Source organism: Paenibacillus spongiae (assembly GCF_024734895.1).
Classification (GTDB): Bacteria; Bacillota; Bacilli; order Paenibacillales; family Paenibacillaceae; genus Paenibacillus_Z; species Paenibacillus_Z spongiae.
Genome location: NZ_CP091430.1, coordinates 3978023 through 3997707 on the forward strand (window position 1 = coordinate 3978023; position 19685 = coordinate 3997707).

Sequence of the window (19685 nt, forward strand, 5' to 3'; positions counted from 1 at the left end):
AGGAGGCGAGATCGTGCTGCCCATGCCGAATTTGGACGATCAAACGTACGAGCAAATCGTAGAGGACGCGTTAAAGCGGATTTCGAGATATGCGCCGGATTGGACGGACCACAACGTTCATGACCCCGGCATCACGTTCCTCGAGCTGTTCTCTTGGCTGACGGAATTGCAACACTATTATCTAGACCAAATTCGAAGCGAGAACGAGATCAAATACCTGCAGCTCTTAGGTCAGAAACCTCGTGCTGCGCAAGCTGCCAATGCCGCCGTCACGTTCACGCATCGCGCCGGAAACGACGCCCCCGTACTCGTCCCTGCCCATACCCAGCTGACGACACACGAAGGAGACGTCATATTCGAGACGGTGGAGCCGCTTCTGGCAACCGCGGCGCAGCTGCGTTCCATCATCAGCTTTCAGCCTTCAGGAATCGCGGATTATTCGGATGCGAATTCCCGTACGGGCTTACATTTCGCATCCTTCGGTTCGAAGGCGGATGTCGGCAGCATGCTGTATCTGGGTTTCAATCACGCGTTTCCGAAAGATGAGACCATCCCGATCACATTCGAACTGTACGATCGGTACCCTGTGGTTCAAAATCCGGTCGACGGAGAAGACCGCTGTGTATGGGTAAGTCCTTCGGCCGAGATCGCGTGGGAATATTATTCATCCGCAAGCGGCGGCACTTGGGCGCCGCTAAATATCGCAACAGACGAAACGTTAAACCTCTCGTTCAGCGGCCGCGTCATCTTCACCGCACCGAATGACCCGATGCAGCGTACGATCGGGCGGTTGAAAGAGAACTTGTATTGGATTCGCGCGAGGGTGATGAAGGCGGGCTATGAGCTTCCTCCGAAGGTAGAGCGCATCCTATTAAACACGGTGCCGGTTATCCAGCGAACCTCTTTTCACGATGAGAATGTGGGGAGCTCGAATGGCTTTCCGGGTCAATATTTCAAGCTCGCTTCATTCCCGGTTGTGCCGAAGTCGCTCAAGCTTCAAATGCTGGAACAGTCTGGCACCGATTTCGAGTGGACCGATTGGCGGCAAGTCGATTCCTTGGATGCATCGAGGCCGACGGACAAGCATTATGTGCTTCAATCCGATTCCGGACGCATACTGTTCGGAGACGGAGTGAACGGAGCGATCCCGCAGGCGGCGCAAACGAAAGGCGACATCACGATTCGCGCATCCATCTATCAATCTACCTTAGGAGTGAAAGGGAACGTTGGCGCCGGTACGATTACGCAATGGTTAAATCCCACATCGGAGCTCCGAACGCTTGAACTTCGCAATGAGCAGCCTGCGTCTGGAGGCACGTCACACGAGACGATCGAGGCTGTCCAAGTCCGTGCTCGCCAGTCGTTGCAAAAGGAGCATAGCGCTGCCACGTCCGAAGACTACGAGACATTCGCCCTGCGCACTCCGGGCTTGCGAGTGGCCCGGGCCAAATCAATTCCGCTTCAAGACCGGAATGGAAAAGCGACTCCCGGCGTCATTATGATCGTTGTCGTCCCTTACAGCGAATTTGCGAATCCCGTACCGAGCAGCGGCTTTTTGCATACCGTTTGCCGTCATCTTCAGCCGCTGCGCCTTCTCACGACGAAGCTGCGCATCGTGTCGCCGGATTACGTCCGCGCCTCCGTAGAGGCGCAGATCAGCGTGCAATCCGGCTATCACCCGGATACTGCCCAACAAAAAACGATCGAAGCGTTGCTCCGCTATTTGCATCCTTTGACCGGCGGCAACGCCGGTACGGGTTGGCCTTTCGGTCGTCCGATTTACGTGTCCGAGCTGTATGATGTGATCAAGCGCACCCCCGGCGTTGATTGCGTGCACCGCGTCAGCGTGTCCGCATCAGGTAAAGGGATCAAGCACAATGCGGAAGGCAGCGTCATCATACCGCCGCACAGCTTGGTCTTTTCCGAAGCCCACCAGATCGAAACGGTAAATGCAGATGAGGACTGCAAACCGCGTGGAGGTTGCCATGGCGAACAACGAACAAAATGAGTATTGGACCTTGCCCCTGAATCATCGATCGGCTTGGGAAGAAGGCATTCGTGTTAACGTCGATACCGGCGGCAATGATCAACTCGCGATTCGAACGATCCGACAATATATACCGGATGACACGATTGAAGCCAATCAATTGCCGAAAGGCATCACGCTAACCGGTTTGGCTGCAGGCCATTGCCGAACGCTCTATTTGCTGGATGCAGCTGCGAAACTCGTCTATCGATTCGACTCGATAGAAAGACGCTATGAACGATTTGTAGATTTGCAAGGTTACAGCTTGAATCCAATCGCCATTGCCTATGCGCACGGCGGAATTATTGTGGCGGATCGGGACGGACCGCATCGGCTGATGCACTTTGCCGAATTAAACGGCCAGCTGACCTGGCGTGCAGGGGAGATGGAGGATTCCGAAGGCAAACCGTACGTCACGGTCGGCGGACTCCCGTTTCATCCCGAACGACTAACCGTGGATGCCAGCGGACAGATCTATGCGTTGGACATTACACAGGGCTTCGTCTATCAATTCGATCGACATGGACGATTCTTGACCCCGATCGGCATCGCCGAGTTAAGCGGCAAACAACCGAGTGCGATTACGGTTTCCGCGAATGGTACGCTGTTGGTGCTGGAGCCTCATGAGAAAAAAGTATACGTATTCGCACAATGCGTATTCGTATCTTCGTTCGAAGTCACATTAGCATCACCTTCCGCAATGGCGATGGATCGAGACGGGGATCTCTACATCGGCGAGAGCTCGAACGATCCCGTCAGCGATGAGGGACAGTACTTGCACAAGTATTCGGCAGAAGGGGAGCACCTGGATGTGCTGTCCGCTTATTCCGGTCCGGCTGATGAAATCGCAGCCGATGAAAGCCGGAGACTTTACATCGCAGATCAAGAAGCTGTGCGAATCACCGTCCTGCTTCAGTCGCAGGTGCTGAATAAACTGCCGGGAAGTCCGCTTGCCGTCGGAAGCTATTATTCGCAAGCGTTCGACAAGACCGAATCGATCTCGTTATGGCACAAGCTCGTCATTGACGCTGATATCCCAATCAATGCTCAGCTCAAAGTGTCCTATATCACGGATAACGATCCCGCAATCAATGTATCTGCGAGAACAGACTGGTCGGCGCCGCAGATCAACCCGAAGCGGATGCTGATTTTGCACCAGCAGCATCAATATCTGTGGATCAGACTGACGTTGATCGGCAGCGAAACGGAATCTCCGTGCATAAGGAGCGTCCAGGCGGTATTTCCTCGCAAATCCTATTTGCGATATTTGCCTGCCGTGTACCAAGAAGACGAGAACAGCCGGGATTTCCTCGAGCGATATCTATCGATTTTCGAAGCCTTCATGACTTCCTCCGAAAGGCAAATCGATACCATCGCGCGTTGGTTCGACGCCAACAGCGTCAACGGAGATTTTCTGCGCTGGCTGGGCTCATGGCTCGCGATTGCATACGACGAGAATTGGCCGGAGGACAAGCTGCGAAGGCTCATACACGCTATCCCGCGACTGTATGGCATGCGAGGCACCCGGGAGGGTCTGGAGGAGTGGATTCGGCTTTTCACAGGAGATATCCCTTTGATCGTAGAGACGTTTCAGCTTCAATTCGCAGAGGATCCCGATAATATCGCGCTGCTCGAGAGATTGTTCGGGACAGACCCCTATAGCTTCTGCGTGCTATTAAAACCGAAGCAAGTGAATTCCGAGAGCGAATATCGGACTGTTCAAAAGATCGTAGACACCGAGAAGCCGGCTCATACTAGCGGAGGCATCACATGGCTTCAGCCTTACATCTACCTCGATATGCACACCTATGTGGGGATCAATACCGTGCTGACAAAGCCAGAAGCCAGACTCGGCACCGGCGCCATCCCTCGCGATACGGTGCTGCAAAATCCGACTCCATACGGACAAGTCGGAAGCTCCACGTTAATACCCGCCTATACGGCACTCGCCTAATTGGGACAAGGAGGTACCGGACGCATGGCCAACTTTCATCTGCACGCCTTCGAAAGAAACCGGTATTACACCGGCAAGCTCTTGACGGTTCGCGATTTCCAGACCGAACAGAGCTATCTGAACGAGAAACGACACTTGCTCAATCGGCTCATCCACGGATCTGGCATCGTGTACGGCTTGCAGGTCGAGCCGCTGACGGCAAGCCCCGACAACCGAGGCTTGCTGATCCGGGCAGGCGTGGCAATCGACGGCTGCGGTAAAGAAATCGTCGTGAGCCGCGATTACAAGGAGCTGACGGATATCCGGGAACTGAGCGGTTACCCGGCGGAGTCCGGCGCGAACCAATCTCTTTACTTGCTCCTTACTTATGACGAATGCTCGCGGGAACGAATTCGGACGAAGTCGCATGCCGCCTCTTGCTGCTGCGATGCGTGCGAAGCGAACAAAATTGTGGAAGGCTTCACGTTATCCATCTCGACGACGGCCCCCGACCCCGGTGCCGATTTTTGCTCGACGCAGGTTATTTACGAAGACGCGTATGTCATGATCGAGAGAACGGCTCCGAAAGCAGTACGGCCGGGTGACGTATTCGATGCCGTGCTGAAGCTTACGACGAAACGATTGGTCGACGGAAGCCCGCAATACGCGATCGTAGAGAACGTCCCGTCCCCGCTTTCCCTCATCCATACCGACAAGTTGGAATTCGTACTTGATAACGGCGACGCCCAAGGGAAACAGATCGAGAAGACATATACGCTGCGAGCTTTGGAGGAGCTTGATTCACTTACCATCGACGGTACGTTGACGGTGAACGGCCAGAACAAGGCGGAGCTTGCGGAAAGTTCCATGAAGGTCCTTGCGCCGAATCGGTATGAGCAGCTGCGGATCGAGAGCTACTGTAGTCAGCTTGCAGCCAGCGACGAGAAGAGCTCCATCTTGCTTGCGACTTTGTCGGTGAATGCGAAGGACATCATCACGCAGATCGACGAAGCAGACCGTACTTATGTGTACGGCAACCCCTACTTGAGCAAGCGATTGGGCTGCGATGAGGAACATTTCGGCAAGCTGCCCCTGCATGCTTTGACCCATCAAGCCGGAGGAAACGACGAGATTGATGTCGACGGACTTGGCGGCGTGCTGGCCGAAGGGCAGAAGATTAACGTGTCGTACAATAAAGGGAGAAGCAAAGCCGTGGCGTCGGGCTTCACATTCGCAGGCGGCCTGGCGGTGCAGAAGCTCGGCAACAACTTTGTGCAGGTTAGCGCGGCAAACGAGATGCAAGTGTTTACCGGAACTGTCGTATTCAAAGACAGCTTCCGCGGTGCGGTATTCGTATCCGATGCGATCGCTCTCGACTTGGAAGACCCGTTGATCTACTATGCACTAGTCAATGGGAGCGAGATGATTTTCTCGGATCGCCATGAGGTGGAGATTATCGCGAGCTATTTTCGAGAAGAAAAGTTGCTCCGTTTCCGCATGACGGATAATCGAGCCACGCGAAGCGAGATCAGCACGATTCGTTGGTGGGCCATTCCTAAGAGCCAAGATTCAGGAGAAGTAGACAGCAAGCTGCTAACTTAATAACGCGAACAAGGAGGAACGATGATGTCTGTTACGGAGCCGCATCTGTTCGAGCGCAATAACTACTTCTACGGGAAATTGCTGACAAGCCGGGATTTCAAAGAAGAGCAAGCGTATTTCAACCAAAAGCGGTATCTATTGAACCGACTGATTCATGGATACGGCATCGTATGGGGCTTAAAGGTTAGTGACATCGACGATCACGTGATCGAGCTGGGATCCGGCGTTGCGCTCGATGAGATCGGCCGTGAAGTCGTTGCCGCGAAAGCCGTTCAGACGGATATCCGCGATCTGAATGTATTTCCTCCAGAGGCAGCCGATTCGAGCGCGTTCTATTTGGTCATGGAATACGAAGAATGTCCGCGTGAGCCGATGCCCGCACTTACGAACGCACCTTCATGCAAAGAAGAGTGCGAGCCGAACCGAATCGCGGAAGGGTATAAGCTGGCTCTCACGAACATCCCGCCTCCTGAGCCGCTTGTCGTCGGACACGAGACTCGTCATGAAACGGCGACGCTGCTTCATATGGATAAGTGGGAGCTCGTGCGGATCGTTCCGAAATGGGTGCAGGCAGGGGACGCTTTTGAGGTTGTGCTGCGCCTGATCGTCACGAATGCGATCCCCGCAGGCGAGAGCATCGTGGTGGACGTGCTGGAAGAACTGCCCGATTCCTTTGTTTACTTGTTCCAAGACCCCATGACGTTTACGCTGAGCGACCTTCCATCCGGAACGGTTATCGATCGATCCTATGTGGTGAGAGCCGGAAGCGATTTGGGCGTATTCACGATCGGCGGCAAAACAATCGTCACGTCTGGAGTCGGCGCAGCGGGCAATGCACGCGATTCGCTTGGCAGCGAGGTGAAGGTGATCGAGGAAGACACCGTTTACGAGCAAATCGTATGCCACTACTTCGACAGTCAAGAAGAAGGTGGCTGGATTGCACCGAAGTGGTCCGTCGTGTATCTTGCGCAGCTGCAGCTAGGCGACAACCGTACGATTATGGCGGTGTCGGACCATGTTCGCTCCTATGTCTATAGCAATCCGCTCTTGGCAGAGTTGATCGGAGCAGGTGACGACCTTGCGGGCAAGCTGCTTCCGCACGGTCTCAGTCATCAAGCCGGCGAATCGGATCCGATTAATGTGACCAATCTGTCTGGCGTGCTCGCCGATCCGCAAAAGGTGACCGTCATCGATGAGCTCGGCGCGTCTTTCCCTGCAAGCGCCATACAATTCGTTGGCAACGGCGTCAAGGTGGGAAACCACAATCAAGTCGCCGTCGTGAAAATTACGGACACGGGGGGCGTTGTCATTCCGATCCCCGATAATGAACCGCCTGTCGTGACCGGGCGTGTGTCGTTCAACAAAATGAAAATCGGCGAGTTTCGCCTTTCTCCAGAGATCAAGCTGCCGATCCAGGAGCCTTGTGCGATCAATCTCGCACTTGAACTCGCCGCGGATAAGACAAAGGTCGGCATCATGGGCCATCTTGCAGATGAAGGGATTCATTTGTCCGCTATCTACAATCTGAACGATTTCACTTTTCAGATTCTGTTCCAAGATGCGCGTTCTAATACTGACGATAAAGAAAAGGATTATACGGTCCGTTATTGGATCATCCCTCCAACGGAGCACAATAAAGATGAGGATGCGAGTCCTGATCCAGATTTGTTTTGGTACAAAGATTACGTGCTCAGCCGATTGATCCTGTACAGCGGCCGCACTATCGATCAACTCAGCATTGATCCTGTGCTGCGCAATAAGGTGAAGGCGGATGCGATCAAAGACTTGCTTTCCAAGCTTGAAGATGCAGGTCTGGTGAAACATAATGACAACGATTCCTGGACTGCCGTCTAATTGCTGCGTTATGGGTCAATCACCTCAAGTGAATCCCGCTGGATGGGGAGGACAATACGGTACAGGACACATGAAGGGGATTGACCGGTTCTTCCGCTCAGGAACTGTGCTCGGACAGCATGATTGTGCACGAGGAGATTATGAATCAGCATTTACATTGATGGGCAAGCGTTCGAGCGGTAGACGTTGTTGGAGAAGGAGTTGTCTCATATGAGGAAAGGTTTGGATCCGCATCCCAAGTCCAGTCCATCGACGCAGCCGAGAGAAACGAAGCGTGAGAAAGCGCCATTCTGGGTTCAAACCAAGCTCGAGATGAATCAACCAGGCGATCTCTACGAACTAGAAGCGGATCGGGTCGCCGATCAGGTCATGCGAAATCAAGCACAGTCGATTGGCGGCCTATATGGCTCGTCGTCGTCTGTGCTTTCGCCGATTGCGGAAGGTAAAGTCCGATCCTTACACAGCCGCGGCACACCGCTCTCGAACAACTCTAGGACATTCTTCGAGAACCGAATGGGCTGGGGATTCGGGAACGTACGGGTGCACACCGATGCTCAAGCGGCAGATACAGCTAGATCGCTTCGAGCAAAGGCGTTCACGTTCGGCCATGACATCTCGTTCGCCGCTGGGGAATATCAGCCGGGAACGCCTTACGGCGACCGGCTGATCGCTCATGAACTGACGCATGTCGTTCAACAGTCGCTGAGCGGCATGCAGAGGGTTCAAAGGGAAGAAGCTGACGGTGGAATAAGCGATGCAGGAGAACCGCCTTCCGCCAACTTATTTTCGGATAGCCGTGTTGAAATCAAAGGTGTGACGCTTTCCACTGACCGAACCGATATTTTCACCAAAATGGATCAATACGCACTAGCCTATGGAATGAAAGAAACACGCATCTTTTTACAAGAATTTGAAAGCACAATCGTTAAGGAACGAAATGAATTGGCGGCACAAACGAATATGGCCGCACAAGCACAGCAGTTTCCAGGCGAAATACACGGTACGCCGGATTCGCCAGAAGAAATCGTACGGAAGACTAACCGGAATCATCAGATGGAAGCCATCTTGCCCATTCTGCAGGAGTGGTTCGACGGACTTAACACTCGATTGGACTCGTTTCGTCGTCTTGTTTATAATGTAACCGTCGTTCGCATGGCCCAAAATATCATTAGTTTGACGCAATGGAGTGATTTCATCGATTCGTTGACGCCGGATCAACTTGAGGGACAAGTGATCGGGGAAGAAGCCCGCAAACTCATTGCCGATAGTCATAAAGACTTCGATTCCGCACAAATCACGGAACGAATTTTCAATACGAAGGGTTCTTATTCTCGTTTCGTACTATACCAGCAGATGCAAGGCCGATACCGAGCATGTACGGGTTGTCACTATACAGTGCAGGCGCAAGCTTTAGACAGCGGAGGCATGAACGGGCCGCTGCTCGGGCAAACCCCGTTTCTGCCAACAGATAAACTGGCCCAACACGCGGAAGGCACTTCGAATACCCTGACGACAAAACCTTCGTTTGCTAACTTCGACACGTTACCGCAAACGATGAATCCGGCAGAACATCCGGCTACTGCAAATGCGGCAGCATCCGTAGCCGCCATCCAGCCTTATCTTCGCGAGCTTGGACCTGAAGGATATCAAGTACTTCCACCAACGATAGTCGGAGGAAACCTTCCATTATCGGAATTGAAGCCGTCGATCATGTCGGCTTTCAAACAGCGTATCACGTGTTACCAGGAATTCATCGATAGACTGGATCAAGCCGCGGTGTCGGACGACCAGTTGTTCTTGTCACTGAACCCGGTCATACGGGATGTTCTTCCTATAGTGGATCCTGTAATCTCCGCCTTGATCGAAGAACAACTGCAACAAGCAGAGAGCAAGCAACTCGCGGAAACGGTACTCATAAGCGGAGTTTCGGTCGCTACGCTGCTGCTTGCCATGTTTCCGCCGACTGCCCCTGTCGCCATCGCCCTGGGAATAGCCTCATCCGCATATGGCATATATTCGGGCATGCAACAATTGGATCGAATTCAGTATCTCATGCTTGCACGCGGTGCCAATAACGTAGTTGATCCTCAGCGGATCGAAGCGAACGATACGGAGATGGTGTTGATCGCCTTCTCAATTGTCATGAATTCGATCGATCTGGGAATGAGCTTAGGCCCCGCGGTTAGCAAAGGCATTCAAAGCTCGACGAAAGCATTCAAACGAAACTTGACCGCCGTTAAAATCAATCGAGTCAGTTCTATTACCCCGAGCGCCGAGCTTCCGCTCGTTGAATCAGCAACCGCTCTAGCAGGGGAACAAGAGATTCGGCTGAGCAAGCTGAATACGAGCAGGCCCGAGGTCACTGTAGTAGGACCAGGTGATCAAGTAATTTACGATGGAATGCCGTTGGATTTCCTATTGGACAATTCAGTGGCAGACAACTGGTCTTTCCTTGCCAAAGAAACTCCTCTCGACAGAATCGTTCCACCGCGAATTTCCGACGAAGCGTTCGAACTGTTATCATCCAATCCGTATGCGTTAATAGATTCAAACGCGATGATCGAAGGTCTGCCGCGAGATCTTCTGCTGGGTAACGGTTTGGAAGATAATTGGACGGTCTTAACGTTATATGGAAATCGAGTTAATATAGGGAGAACAGACTTGGATCTATTACGGAAAAGATGGAACGTTTCTCAAGACCTGAATACGATAGCGGTCGGCAGAACCACGGTACCGGGTATGGAACATATGACATTCGAAGGGGGTAGTCCGAGAGTCCGGCAAGTGGCAAATCTGCCGGATGTTGATGCTATCATGCCCGACAGGCCCATCAAATCTCCGGGGAAGCTTCCTTCGGCTACTAGACATGCAGAAGAGGGGGTTCTCAATGATTTTGCGATGAAGGCAAAGGAATTGGGCAAATCTCCCGAAGAGATTACAGGAACCTTGTACTTACATCAAACCAATGTGAGCGGCGTATGCCCGATTTGTATCCAAGGGATCGATAACCTTGAGGTCGCACCCGGCATCTTCAAGCAATTCAGCGATAAATATCCCAATCTTACGCTTGTCGTTACGTCCGAAACGAAGGAAGGACAAAAAATTGTAGGAAGATCCAGTTTCGTCATGAGAAACGGAAGATATTTAACCAAGGACGGTATCTTAGTGGAATAGGATGTGTGGATGCGTGGATCAATTTAAATACATGAGCAAAGATGCAAAAGTCGCTTATTTTCTAGGCTTAACCGAGATTGTCATTCCTCAATTGTCAAAGTCCCCTCACTACGCCGCGGCAAGGACTGCTTTATCTCGCTGTTGGGAATGGCTGGAGCACAAAAGAATCGAGGCTTTCGATCTTTACTCCGATTTGGAGAACATGGAATATACAGGGATTATCACTTTATTACAATCTGAAGTTGACGACGATAAGCTGACCGTTTGGTTTTGCATCGCGGACGCAATGATTATCGCGATCTACGGTGCATATGGCCATCAAAACAATCCATACTTGCCGCAGACAATCGAAAGCGGAGATTCGGAAGAAACGTTTGAGGAATTTCATGCCAGTTATTTGGCATGTGCCGGACAGGATGCGGAGAACACCCAGACGCACTTGCTCAGCTATTTGACCGATCATTTCCCCATTTGGAGTACGGAGACACCGACTAGGACTGAGATCATGCGTTGCTTAGTCGAATAAAGCGAAACAAAAAGAACGATTATGACAGAAATCACAGTCGATCTTTTTGTTTTCCCTCCCTATTTTGTCGCTTTTTTCTGGGGAATGCTGCTTGCCGATTTGCTCAAGCAAAAATGGGTCCAAAGTAAAATAACGGTGGTACTTGTGCTTGTAAAACGATAATTCAATAAAACAGCAGAAGGATCCATACGTAACCGCTGGATCCATCCAAAAAATTCAATGATTTTCGTCTCACTTTATATAGCATGTTCCGTCAACGCAATTTTCGCTAGAAGAACTCACATCATCGCGATTCTGTTCGTTCCAAGCCTCTTGTAGAGCGCTCAAGAACATTTCTTCGGATTGAGCACCCGATAAGGCAAACTTGCGATCAATGTAGTAGAACGGAACGCCAGTTATACCAAGAATCCGACTATCTGCTTCTTCTTTACGCACTAGCTCTGAAAACTGAGTTCCGAATAGCATCGTGAGGGTATCTTCACGGTTCAAGCCTGCCTCTGTGGCTAAATCCGCTAGCGTATCATAGTCACTTACATTTTTATTTTCATTAAAGTAAGCGCGGTATAACAACTCAGAAATCACCAGGTCTTTCCCATGTTGTTTGGCATAATGGCGCAAACGGTGCGCATCGAATGTGTTGGTCAGCACTAAGCCTTCGAAATGAAATTCGAGCCCTACCGCAGCTGCTTGGCTTTTCAGATTTTCGTTACCTGTAATGGCTTGCTGGCGGCTCATACCAAATTTTTTCGAAAGCATATCATACACGTCATACGGAACTTGCTTTGGCGCATGCGGATCCAATTCGAAACTGCGGTAAACAACCTGAACGTGATCCCGAAAAGGGAGTCTCGAGAGCGCTTGTTCAAAGCGACGTTTGCCAATATAACAAAATGGACAAGCGAAATCCGCCCAAATTTCCACCTTCATGTTATTCTTTTCATTACTAAAGATCATTTATTCCGACTCACCCACAATCGTAAATCTTTGATTTATATGTTGCGGATTTTCAATCTCGTCAATTACTGCAATTGCATAGTCGGCATAGCTCACGTAGCTTTGACCTTGGTTGTTCAAGGTGACATGGTCTTTTCCAAGCTTGTAAGTGCCCGTTCGATTTCCGTCCGGATCGAAATAGGCGGCAGGACTGATATACGTCCAAGTAATTGAATCGTTTTTTTGCAACTCCTCAAGCTGTTTGCCTGCATTCAATGCGGTAGGGTAATAAATGTCCGGAAAATCTGGTGTATCCATCAGTTTCGTTGTATATTGATCATCAACAAATAGGCTTCCAGCGCCTCCAACGACGATCAATTTGGTATTCCGAGCATCCGAGAGTGCCTCAACAAGTGCTCTACCTGATTCGACATACAAATGTTCTTCTCCATCGGGCGCTTTAAAAGTATTAACAACAACGTCGAAATTTTTTAGTTCGGATGAAGTAAGTTTAAAAATGTCTCTTTCGAGAGCTTTAACATTAGAGTCGGTGATATTTGAAACATTTCTTACAATAGCCGTGACTTCATTTCCCCGGTCCAAAGCTTCTTTCATGATCAAACGTCCGACTTTACCGTTCGCGCCAATGATTCCGATTTTCATGATTATTTATTCCTCCATTTATAATGCAAAGTTGTGTGCTCGAGCATAGTCCTATATTATGTCCTTAGTTCAGATTTTGAAAGTAGGCACAATTTTATAACATAGTCACAAAAATAAAACCATTGAACAAGTGAGGGATTTCTTATGGCACGGACTTCGTTTAAAGGAAAAACTCCGGAAGAACAAATCGAGGTATGTCCGGTAACAGAAACACAGAATGTCATAGCGGGAAAATGGAAAATCATTATTTTATGGCATTTAAGACAGACTAGACGGTTTGGTGAACTCCAAAGATTAGTGCCAGGTATCTCAAAAGGAATACTTACCAGTCAACTGAGGGAGTTAGAAAATGATCAGATGATCCATCGGGAGGTATATCAGGAAGTGCCTCCAAAGGTGGAGTATTCGTTGACCGAAGCAGGTAAACAATTCATTCCAATTCTCGAAAGTATGGGAGAGTGGGGCAAGAAATATGCAATGAGCAAGAAAATGAATCAGTAATTATTCGGCCAACGTGGTGGAGTGGGAGCAGCCCGGCTTTTCGACGAGAACCGAATGCCTATCCGATCGAAGGCTCGTAAGCCCCATTCTAATCGTAGAATAGGGGCTTTTTGGGGCTCTTGCATCGCGAGATGGCCCGCGGATCTGTCGGATTGGCGAGAAAAGTTCAAGGGCGGTCTTGACCTGGATCGGGAAGCGTACTTAACAACGCGGAGAGCTTCGCAAAGAAGATTATCCGGGAGGTTTTGATGTCGTTGTGGACGTGACGGGCATTCCGGCGGTAATCGAGAAAGAACTCGACTATCTGGGAGCTGAAGACGTGCCGATCGCTTAGATCTGCCACCCTCGCTCAACTAACGGACAGTAGAGTTCCAATATGTGGTACTATATTAATAGCAAAAAACTCATAATAGAGATAGATAATGGAGCGATCTTAATGTTGATCCCATCATTTGAAAACGAAACCCTTTACCGAACCTTGACCCTATTTGTCAAAGATATCCGAGCCATTCTTAATAGAAAGTTGCGAAGCATTTACCTTTACGGTTCGGCCCTCCAGAATGATTTATCTCCAGGATACGGGGATTTGGATTTTCTCGTCGTAATTGGGGAGGATCTTAGCCAAAATGAGATTGAGCTCTTAAATAAACAAAGAGTTGATTATAGAACATCACCTCCTATAAGAACTGTCGATAGACAGATCTCCAACCTATACACCGATATGCTTGAGGGTGCCTTTCTTACGATAAATATGCTGAGTGGGGGAAAGGGCCGTGGCTTGTGGTGGGGAACAAAGAGCGAATCTGTCTGGACGGAGAATCAATTGGATCTGTTCACCCTATACACGATAAGGGAGCAGAGTATATTGTTGTATGGTGAGCCTCATCAGGACAATATTCCATCGTACTCGAGGGAAGAGTTCATTAGCTTTCTTAAGGAATACGCTACATGCATGCGGAAGTATGGCAAGGGAAATAGCCTACATTCTGTGGATTGGCTCCTGTTAGCTTCCAAATTCATAGCATGGTGGCAGGAAGGTATCATTCTGTCTAAAAGCCAAGCAGCAGATTGGGGGCTTTTACATCTTAGTGGCGGATGGAAAGCGAATTTGCAGAGATGCAAGAAGCTAAGGAAGGATCCATCCATGGCAACACTCCTAGAGTATTCCGAATGGCTGAGTAATTTGGAGCCAGCCATTATAGAAGCATCGCATGATCTAGACAGAATCCTCGAAAAAAGCGATCCACTAAAGTAGAATCTTGTCGGGTGACAAGAACATTATCTCATTAACAGCCGCGCATATCGCGGCTTTTGTAGTTTATGGGATCAGGTTCTTGTCAAAATCCAATGACAAGAACTTGATCCCATTTCCGAAATTGACAAGAACTTGACTCATTCCCGACAAATCACTTTGAACTGCAAGGAGCCGAAGCACTTAGCTTGAAAGTTCCAATAAATGGAGATCAGTGCAAAGGAAAAATAAATTCAGTGAGGTTAACCGCGTTGAACTAACAGACAGGATAGTTCCATCAAAGTTCTTAAATAGCGCTTAATATATGATCCTCATTGTGAATACGCATGGTAAAACATGGACTAGATGGTCGGCTGCTATTCCACGCTAACGAGCAGGATAATTTAACTAAAAAAGGGATTTCCATGGGTTGCATAGAAATCCTAACGGGGCACATTTATTATGGGAGCAGGGCCGCCGCGACTCGCTCCAGTTCGTTGAAGTAACGACAGTTATTATAAATAAAGCTGTACTTGGTTAAGGGTAATGCAAATACTGTTAAAAATCCCGAACGAAAGGAATGGTCAAAATTATGAAGACCTTTGAAACTATGCTCGAATTATTGAAGTCTAATCTTGCCGAAGAAACACCTGCACCGAACTCCAAAATGCCACCACAGGCGACGGCGTTGCTTACCGATCACGGCAACGTATATGTAGCTGTCTGTCATGACGTATTCGGTTCCGACTGCGGTTACAATAACATGCTCACTTATATGAAAACTAGGGGCGAAACAAGGATCTTGAAAATGGTCACAATGTGGAAGGACGGTGGTATTGACCTCAGCAGTATGAAATTCAGAGAATCAATTTATGAAATGAACAAAGAAAATATTGAGACCGAAATCTTGGTTCTCGGGAGGAAACGTGACGATCCAGAAGAAGTGCCACTCCAGCCCTTTGTCAAGAAGTTGATAAGCACACTTTATCCCAGTGTAACGCTCGAATTGCTGAAAGGTAAATATAAGGATTGGACCAATGCTAAAAAGGCTTTGGATGCGATGGAAGAGTATATTGAACAGCACGGAATGTCCGGCGCAGGCGATGTGCTTCGCGCAGCTGCACCTGAAATCTGGGAGGATATCTACTGGCGTGATAACAATGATTCAAGAACAAGAATGGATGTTTTGTAATCACAAAATCCGTTTAAGTGAGTGATTCTAATGCGGAGATCAATCAACTTGGGGCAAACCGACTACCCCTGACGAGGAGCCCGGTTGCGTATACATTTTTCGAAAACACCGGAAAACGTCAGCCCAGTTCGGGACGGCCAAGGGAATCACCGGCTCTCAGGCGGCAAACCGCATTCCGGTGAGAGAGAGACAAAACCCAGGGGCATGAAGAAATATCTTTTATCTACATACATATGTATAAAATACTACGTAATATTAATATATCAATTTTGTTGACCAAGCTTTTAATCTACTGTATTTTCATATAGTGTTGCACATTATATATGGACATCCACAAAAGAGAGTGTAGGAGGTCCTTTTTTGTGGCAGAAAATGATTGTGGCGGTGAGCAAGTGGGATCCTATTTTCATGTCTTTTGTCCAGAAGGAGAAAGCGAATACTGAAGGACAACGGAAGAAATGGGGCGAAAATTCAGGAAGTCGAAAACATTTGAGCCTCAGAAACGAATGTTCCTTTTGCTACGATTGGAAAAACTCCTTTCAGGGAGGTCATTAGGATGTCATTACAAGTTCGTCCATATTGTACTGAATTAGAGGATACAGTTAAAAATTTAAGCCACAAAGCATGGATACTTTTTAAATACAATAAAGATTTCAATCATCAGAGAATGAGTTGTGTATTTAACGAGGATGGTAATTTAATTTGTGTGGGATACTTGCGGCATGGGATAGCTGATGATCATGATGTATTCGAAATTGAAATGCCCACTAATGAATTAGCTTCAAATCGTATGAACGAAGTGAGAAAGGCTCTTTACCCTACATTCATAAATACCTGTCAAAAGCTACGTAATCCAAACAAAAAGACAAAGTTGGTTGCATGGAAAGACTTTTATGGTGACAGAGAGTTTTACGAAGAGATGGGTTTCATCCCTTATCAAACTTATTACATAGCAAAACGTTCACTAGAAAAACCCATGCCTGAAGTCAGCACGCCTGTTGGAGTTAATGTCATATTCCATCCGATGGAATCCAAAGAGGAAAGAATCAAATATACCGAATTAGAAAATCATTTTTATCAAGGTGTTGTATACAGAAGTGTAAATATGTTGGAATGGATGATGGGTGGTCCAGAGTTACATACCATTTCTGCATTTGAAGGTGATGAACTTGTTGGTAGCGTTATGTGTTGGCAAACTGGCGCAGTTGAAAGATTATTCGTAATTCCTCGATGGCGTAATAAAGGGCTGGGTAAGTTTCTCATAACAAAGGGTTTAGAGTATCACATTAAGAATGGTCGAAACGAAGTTGAGACGCTGGTTAATGAACAGGATCAGGAAGCTATGTTGTTGTTAGAGTCAATGGGGTATACCTTTCCTGTAAGATTAGAACTCAAATCATTGGATATTTAGCAAAAAGTGCAAATTATAAAACGAGCAGATTGTCGTCCGCAGCCGGTGGTTCATTCCAACCGGCTGTTTTTTGTTCAATTAACTGTCGAGTGACAAGAACATACTTCCTTAAAAGTCGCGTAGTTGGGACTTTTTTATTTAAACAGGGCTTGGAGTGCTCAAAGCAATAAAGGAAACTTCATGGCGAACGGACGGCGGATTCGGTTTGTTCTGTTCGACAAGCAGCCCGGTCATGTGCGCAAAGTGATGATGTTTCGGCGGGCCGCGGGCGAGGATGAGATTATGGTTCCCTGGACGCATTATTGTTCAGAAGGAGTCGAATTCGTGCAAGTTACGGTTACGTCCGTGGATAGTGGGGAAAAACGGATTCGATATACGGCTGCGCAAGGCGATGAATGCCAACAACATCGGCCTGGAGGAAAATCGCGGGTTGGTGTGGGCACGCAAAAGGAGACTTGATTTCATCATACCAGGTAAGCTTGCGTGGAAAGCCAAGAAGCTGGCAAGGATTTAGCCAGTTTGCTTCGATAGAAACAAAGAGACCAAGATTGCAATATTTCTAACAGCCCAGAGAAGGTGAGACGGCAAATGGAGGAACTGTACGATCAATATAGAGCGTTGCTGTTTACGCTGCTTATCAGTTGACAGGCTCTGCGGCAGACGCGGAAGATGCGGTACAGGAAACCAATGTCAAGGTCGCCGCGTGCGGCCTCTTTTTTAATTGCACCGTGTCTCGCGTTCCGACTTAAGTCCAGGTGCCGAACCATGCCTCGGTATGAAAGCCAACCGTGCCTCCGCACGAAATCAAGTTCATTCCCGCGCCTGTTAAGGCTTTCTTTTCCAATCTGTAGAATAAGTATCAAATCTCTATAGGGAAAGGAATGTGAACGGCATGCGGAATCAACGGTTGGGAGGATCGGAATCGAAGCCTGTTTTTTTTCAAGGGGAGCAAGCGCTTGTCTTGACAGGACTGCTCGGTTTCGCGCTGGCCGCGCTATGCGCGGTGTGGGTGCTAATCTGGGGAGGGGAGGTCGCTCCGTACGGCGATGTGACGAAGGCGATCTCGTTCGATGCGGCGATAGGGATTTTCATCGTCTCCACGGCGGCGATCCTTCCCTTTTCGGGGCTGCGCGAGAAGGCGCGCGCTTTCTTCCGAAGGGTTTACATCGGATTGGCACTGTATTCGTATGCGGCGGAGACGGTGCAAAATATGCGCGGCGTGAATCCGCGGTTCGTTATGGACGGAACCGCCTTCGACCGTGCGGTCGGCAATCTCTTTGCCTTTGTCGCGCTAATGCTGGTGGTCTTTTACATTTACTTGGCGGTTCAGTTTTTTCGGCAGCGCGTCTATAAGATTCGTCCCCAGTTGATCGTTGGCATCCGATACTCGATGGCGGCAGTGATGCTGAGCTTCGCAGCCGGTATCTGGATCTCGATGAACCAGGGCCGTACAGTCGGCCTGGAAGGCAATATCATTTGGCTGCACGGCCTCGGGTTCCATGCACTCCAAGTGATTCCGTTGATTGCTTGGCTTGCGGAACGTTCCGACAATGCTCTCCACATTCGCCGCAGAGGGATTCACCTGACGGGAATCGCCTACGTCCTCGGCCTGCTCGCGATCGGGTGGCAAACATTGCGCGGCGCCGCGATTATGGAATGGTCCGTTCTGCCGCTGGTTGCAGGGCTTTGCTTCCTCTTTACGATCGCCATAGGTGTGTTGCTGCTGCGCCGCGCCGGAGGCGATGCATCACGGAGCGCACATTTGGGATCATGACTTTAGCGGATTTCCTGAGATGGCGAGAAATACTTACCTAACTCAATAGAAATGCTTCTTTTTTGGTAAGGATCGCATAAATCCAGTGGATCAGCTTGTTTATGCAGGCAACCATGGCTACTCTAATCGGCTTACCCTCCGCACGCTCGGAGGCGTCAGATCTATATCGGTTCTTGCCCGGAGGGCTTCAACATATTGCTTTTGCTCTCACATCCGAACAAGATGGAATGGCTCTCCGCACGAAATTGAATACCCACGAAGTCGTGATGACGGATATATATGATCAGGGGAGCCTGCGTAATTTCATTTTTATTGATAATAACGGAATTCAGTTGGAAGCGGCTTGGCCCAAGGAGCGAGATCATTAGGGGAAACCTTGGAATAGTATTGAGTGACAAGAACATACTCCCTTAGCCGACTTGTGACAACAGCATACCAGAAGGTCTGGCCGGGCGGGTACGGGCATTAGCGTCGGAAGGCGTCGACGTCGCATTCAACACGGCTGGAGGCGAGGGGATTCGGGCTGCTGTGGACTTGGTGCAGGACAAGGATCGTATATGTACGTTTTTCGCCTATGACCAGATCGAGGTGCTCGGCCTTCGTGTCGTCCGCAGCGAGCGCTCGGCAAAACGGCTTGCAGAGCTGGTCGAACTTCACACAAAAGGCAAGCTGCACATTCATATCAGGCAGACCTTTTCGCTGGATCGGGCCGACGATGCGCACCGGGCCATTGAAACAAGACACGGCCGCGGGAAAATCGTGCTCACCATCGACTAAGCGGAGGTGGGAGTATTATTAGAAAAGGCGCCCGCTGCCCGTACCGGGGAATTCAAGTAATTGTGGTTTGAAATGGAACATGCATAAT

The 19685-nt window shown here is 49.2% G+C and carries 16 protein-coding genes; 14 read left to right on the plus strand and 2 right to left on the minus strand.

The annotated features are described in order from the left end of the window. Nucleotides 1-22 precede the first annotated feature (22 nt). From L1F29_RS18175 to L1F29_RS18200, 6 genes are all read left to right on the plus strand, one after another. The gene (locus L1F29_RS18175; RefSeq protein ID WP_258389729.1) at nt 23-2008 is read left to right on the plus strand and encodes a putative baseplate assembly protein; all 1986 of its coding nucleotides are present in this window, start codon (nt 23-25) and stop codon (nt 2006-2008) included. Further along, nucleotides 1986-3980 (plus strand): phage tail protein, encoded by a 1995-nt coding sequence (locus tag L1F29_RS18180; RefSeq protein ID WP_258383475.1) that lies wholly within the window; start codon nt 1986-1988, stop codon nt 3978-3980. Before L1F29_RS18175 ends, L1F29_RS18180 begins: the two co-directional genes overlap by 23 nt. A gap of 24 nt (nt 3981-4004) precedes the next feature. Next, nucleotides 4005-5561 carry a hypothetical protein gene (locus L1F29_RS18185; RefSeq protein ID WP_258383476.1) on the plus strand — a complete coding sequence of 519 codons (1557 nt, stop codon included), beginning with the start codon at nt 4005-4007 and terminating at the stop codon, nt 5559-5561. A 24-nt stretch (nt 5562-5585) separates the two neighbouring features. Continuing rightward, nucleotides 5586-7415 carry a hypothetical protein gene (locus tag L1F29_RS18190; RefSeq protein ID WP_258383477.1) on the plus strand — a complete coding sequence of 610 codons (1830 nt, stop codon included), beginning with the start codon at nt 5586-5588 and terminating at the stop codon, nt 7413-7415. A 210-nt stretch (nt 7416-7625) separates the two neighbouring features. After that, complete coding sequence (locus tag L1F29_RS18195) at nt 7626-10589, plus strand: eCIS core domain-containing protein (RefSeq protein WP_258383478.1); 2964 nt, start codon at nt 7626-7628, stop codon at nt 10587-10589. 13 nt (nt 10590-10602) lie between these two features. Then, nucleotides 10603-11115 (plus strand): Imm6 family immunity protein, encoded by a 513-nt coding sequence (locus tag L1F29_RS18200; RefSeq protein WP_258383479.1) that lies wholly within the window; start codon nt 10603-10605, stop codon nt 11113-11115. A gap of 231 nt (nt 11116-11346) precedes the next feature. On the opposite strand, the gene L1F29_RS18205 is transcribed toward L1F29_RS18200, so the two are convergent. Continuing rightward, entirely contained in the window at nt 11347-12069 is a 723-nt protein-coding gene (locus L1F29_RS18205) for a DsbA family oxidoreductase (protein ID WP_258383480.1), read from the minus strand. After that, a complete protein-coding gene (locus L1F29_RS18210) occupies nt 12070-12711 on the minus strand; it encodes an NAD(P)-dependent oxidoreductase (protein WP_258383481.1) in 642 nt (213 codons plus the stop codon). It lies immediately after the preceding gene. A gap of 144 nt (nt 12712-12855) precedes the next feature. Between L1F29_RS18210 and L1F29_RS18215 the strand changes: the two genes are divergently transcribed. The 8 genes from L1F29_RS18215 to L1F29_RS18250 all read left to right on the plus strand — a co-directional run bounded on the left by L1F29_RS18215 (nt 12856) and on the right by L1F29_RS18250 (nt 19597). Next, nucleotides 12856-13212, plus strand: a complete 357-nt coding sequence (locus tag L1F29_RS18215) for a winged helix-turn-helix transcriptional regulator (protein WP_258383482.1) — start codon at nt 12856-12858, stop codon at nt 13210-13212. 376 nt (nt 13213-13588) lie between these two features. Next, a complete protein-coding gene (locus L1F29_RS18220; protein ID WP_258383483.1) occupies nt 13589-14467 on the plus strand; it encodes an aminoglycoside adenylyltransferase domain-containing protein in 879 nt (292 codons plus the stop codon). A gap of 568 nt (nt 14468-15035) precedes the next feature. After that, entirely contained in the window at nt 15036-15635 is a 600-nt protein-coding gene (locus L1F29_RS18225) for a hypothetical protein (protein ID WP_258383484.1), read from the plus strand. Nucleotides 15636-16191: 556 nt separating this feature from the next. Further along, nucleotides 16192-17046 carry a GNAT family N-acetyltransferase gene (locus tag L1F29_RS18230; protein ID WP_258383485.1) on the plus strand — a complete coding sequence of 285 codons (855 nt, stop codon included), beginning with the start codon at nt 16192-16194 and terminating at the stop codon, nt 17044-17046. Between the two features lie 180 nt (nt 17047-17226). Next, the gene (locus L1F29_RS18235) at nt 17227-17505 is read left to right on the plus strand and encodes a hypothetical protein (protein ID WP_258383486.1); all 279 of its coding nucleotides are present in this window, start codon (nt 17227-17229) and stop codon (nt 17503-17505) included. A gap of 182 nt (nt 17506-17687) precedes the next feature. Then, entirely contained in the window at nt 17688-17795 is a 108-nt protein-coding gene (locus tag L1F29_RS18240; protein ID WP_258383487.1) for a hypothetical protein, read from the plus strand. A 143-nt stretch (nt 17796-17938) separates the two neighbouring features. Continuing rightward, on the plus strand, nt 17939-18820 hold the full coding sequence (locus L1F29_RS18245) for a hypothetical protein (RefSeq protein WP_258383488.1): 882 nt from the start codon (nt 17939-17941) through the stop codon (nt 18818-18820). Nucleotides 18821-19336: 516 nt separating this feature from the next. After that, on the plus strand, nt 19337-19597 hold the full coding sequence (locus L1F29_RS18250) for a zinc-binding dehydrogenase (RefSeq protein WP_258389730.1): 261 nt from the start codon (nt 19337-19339) through the stop codon (nt 19595-19597). Nucleotides 19598-19685 lie beyond the last annotated feature (88 nt).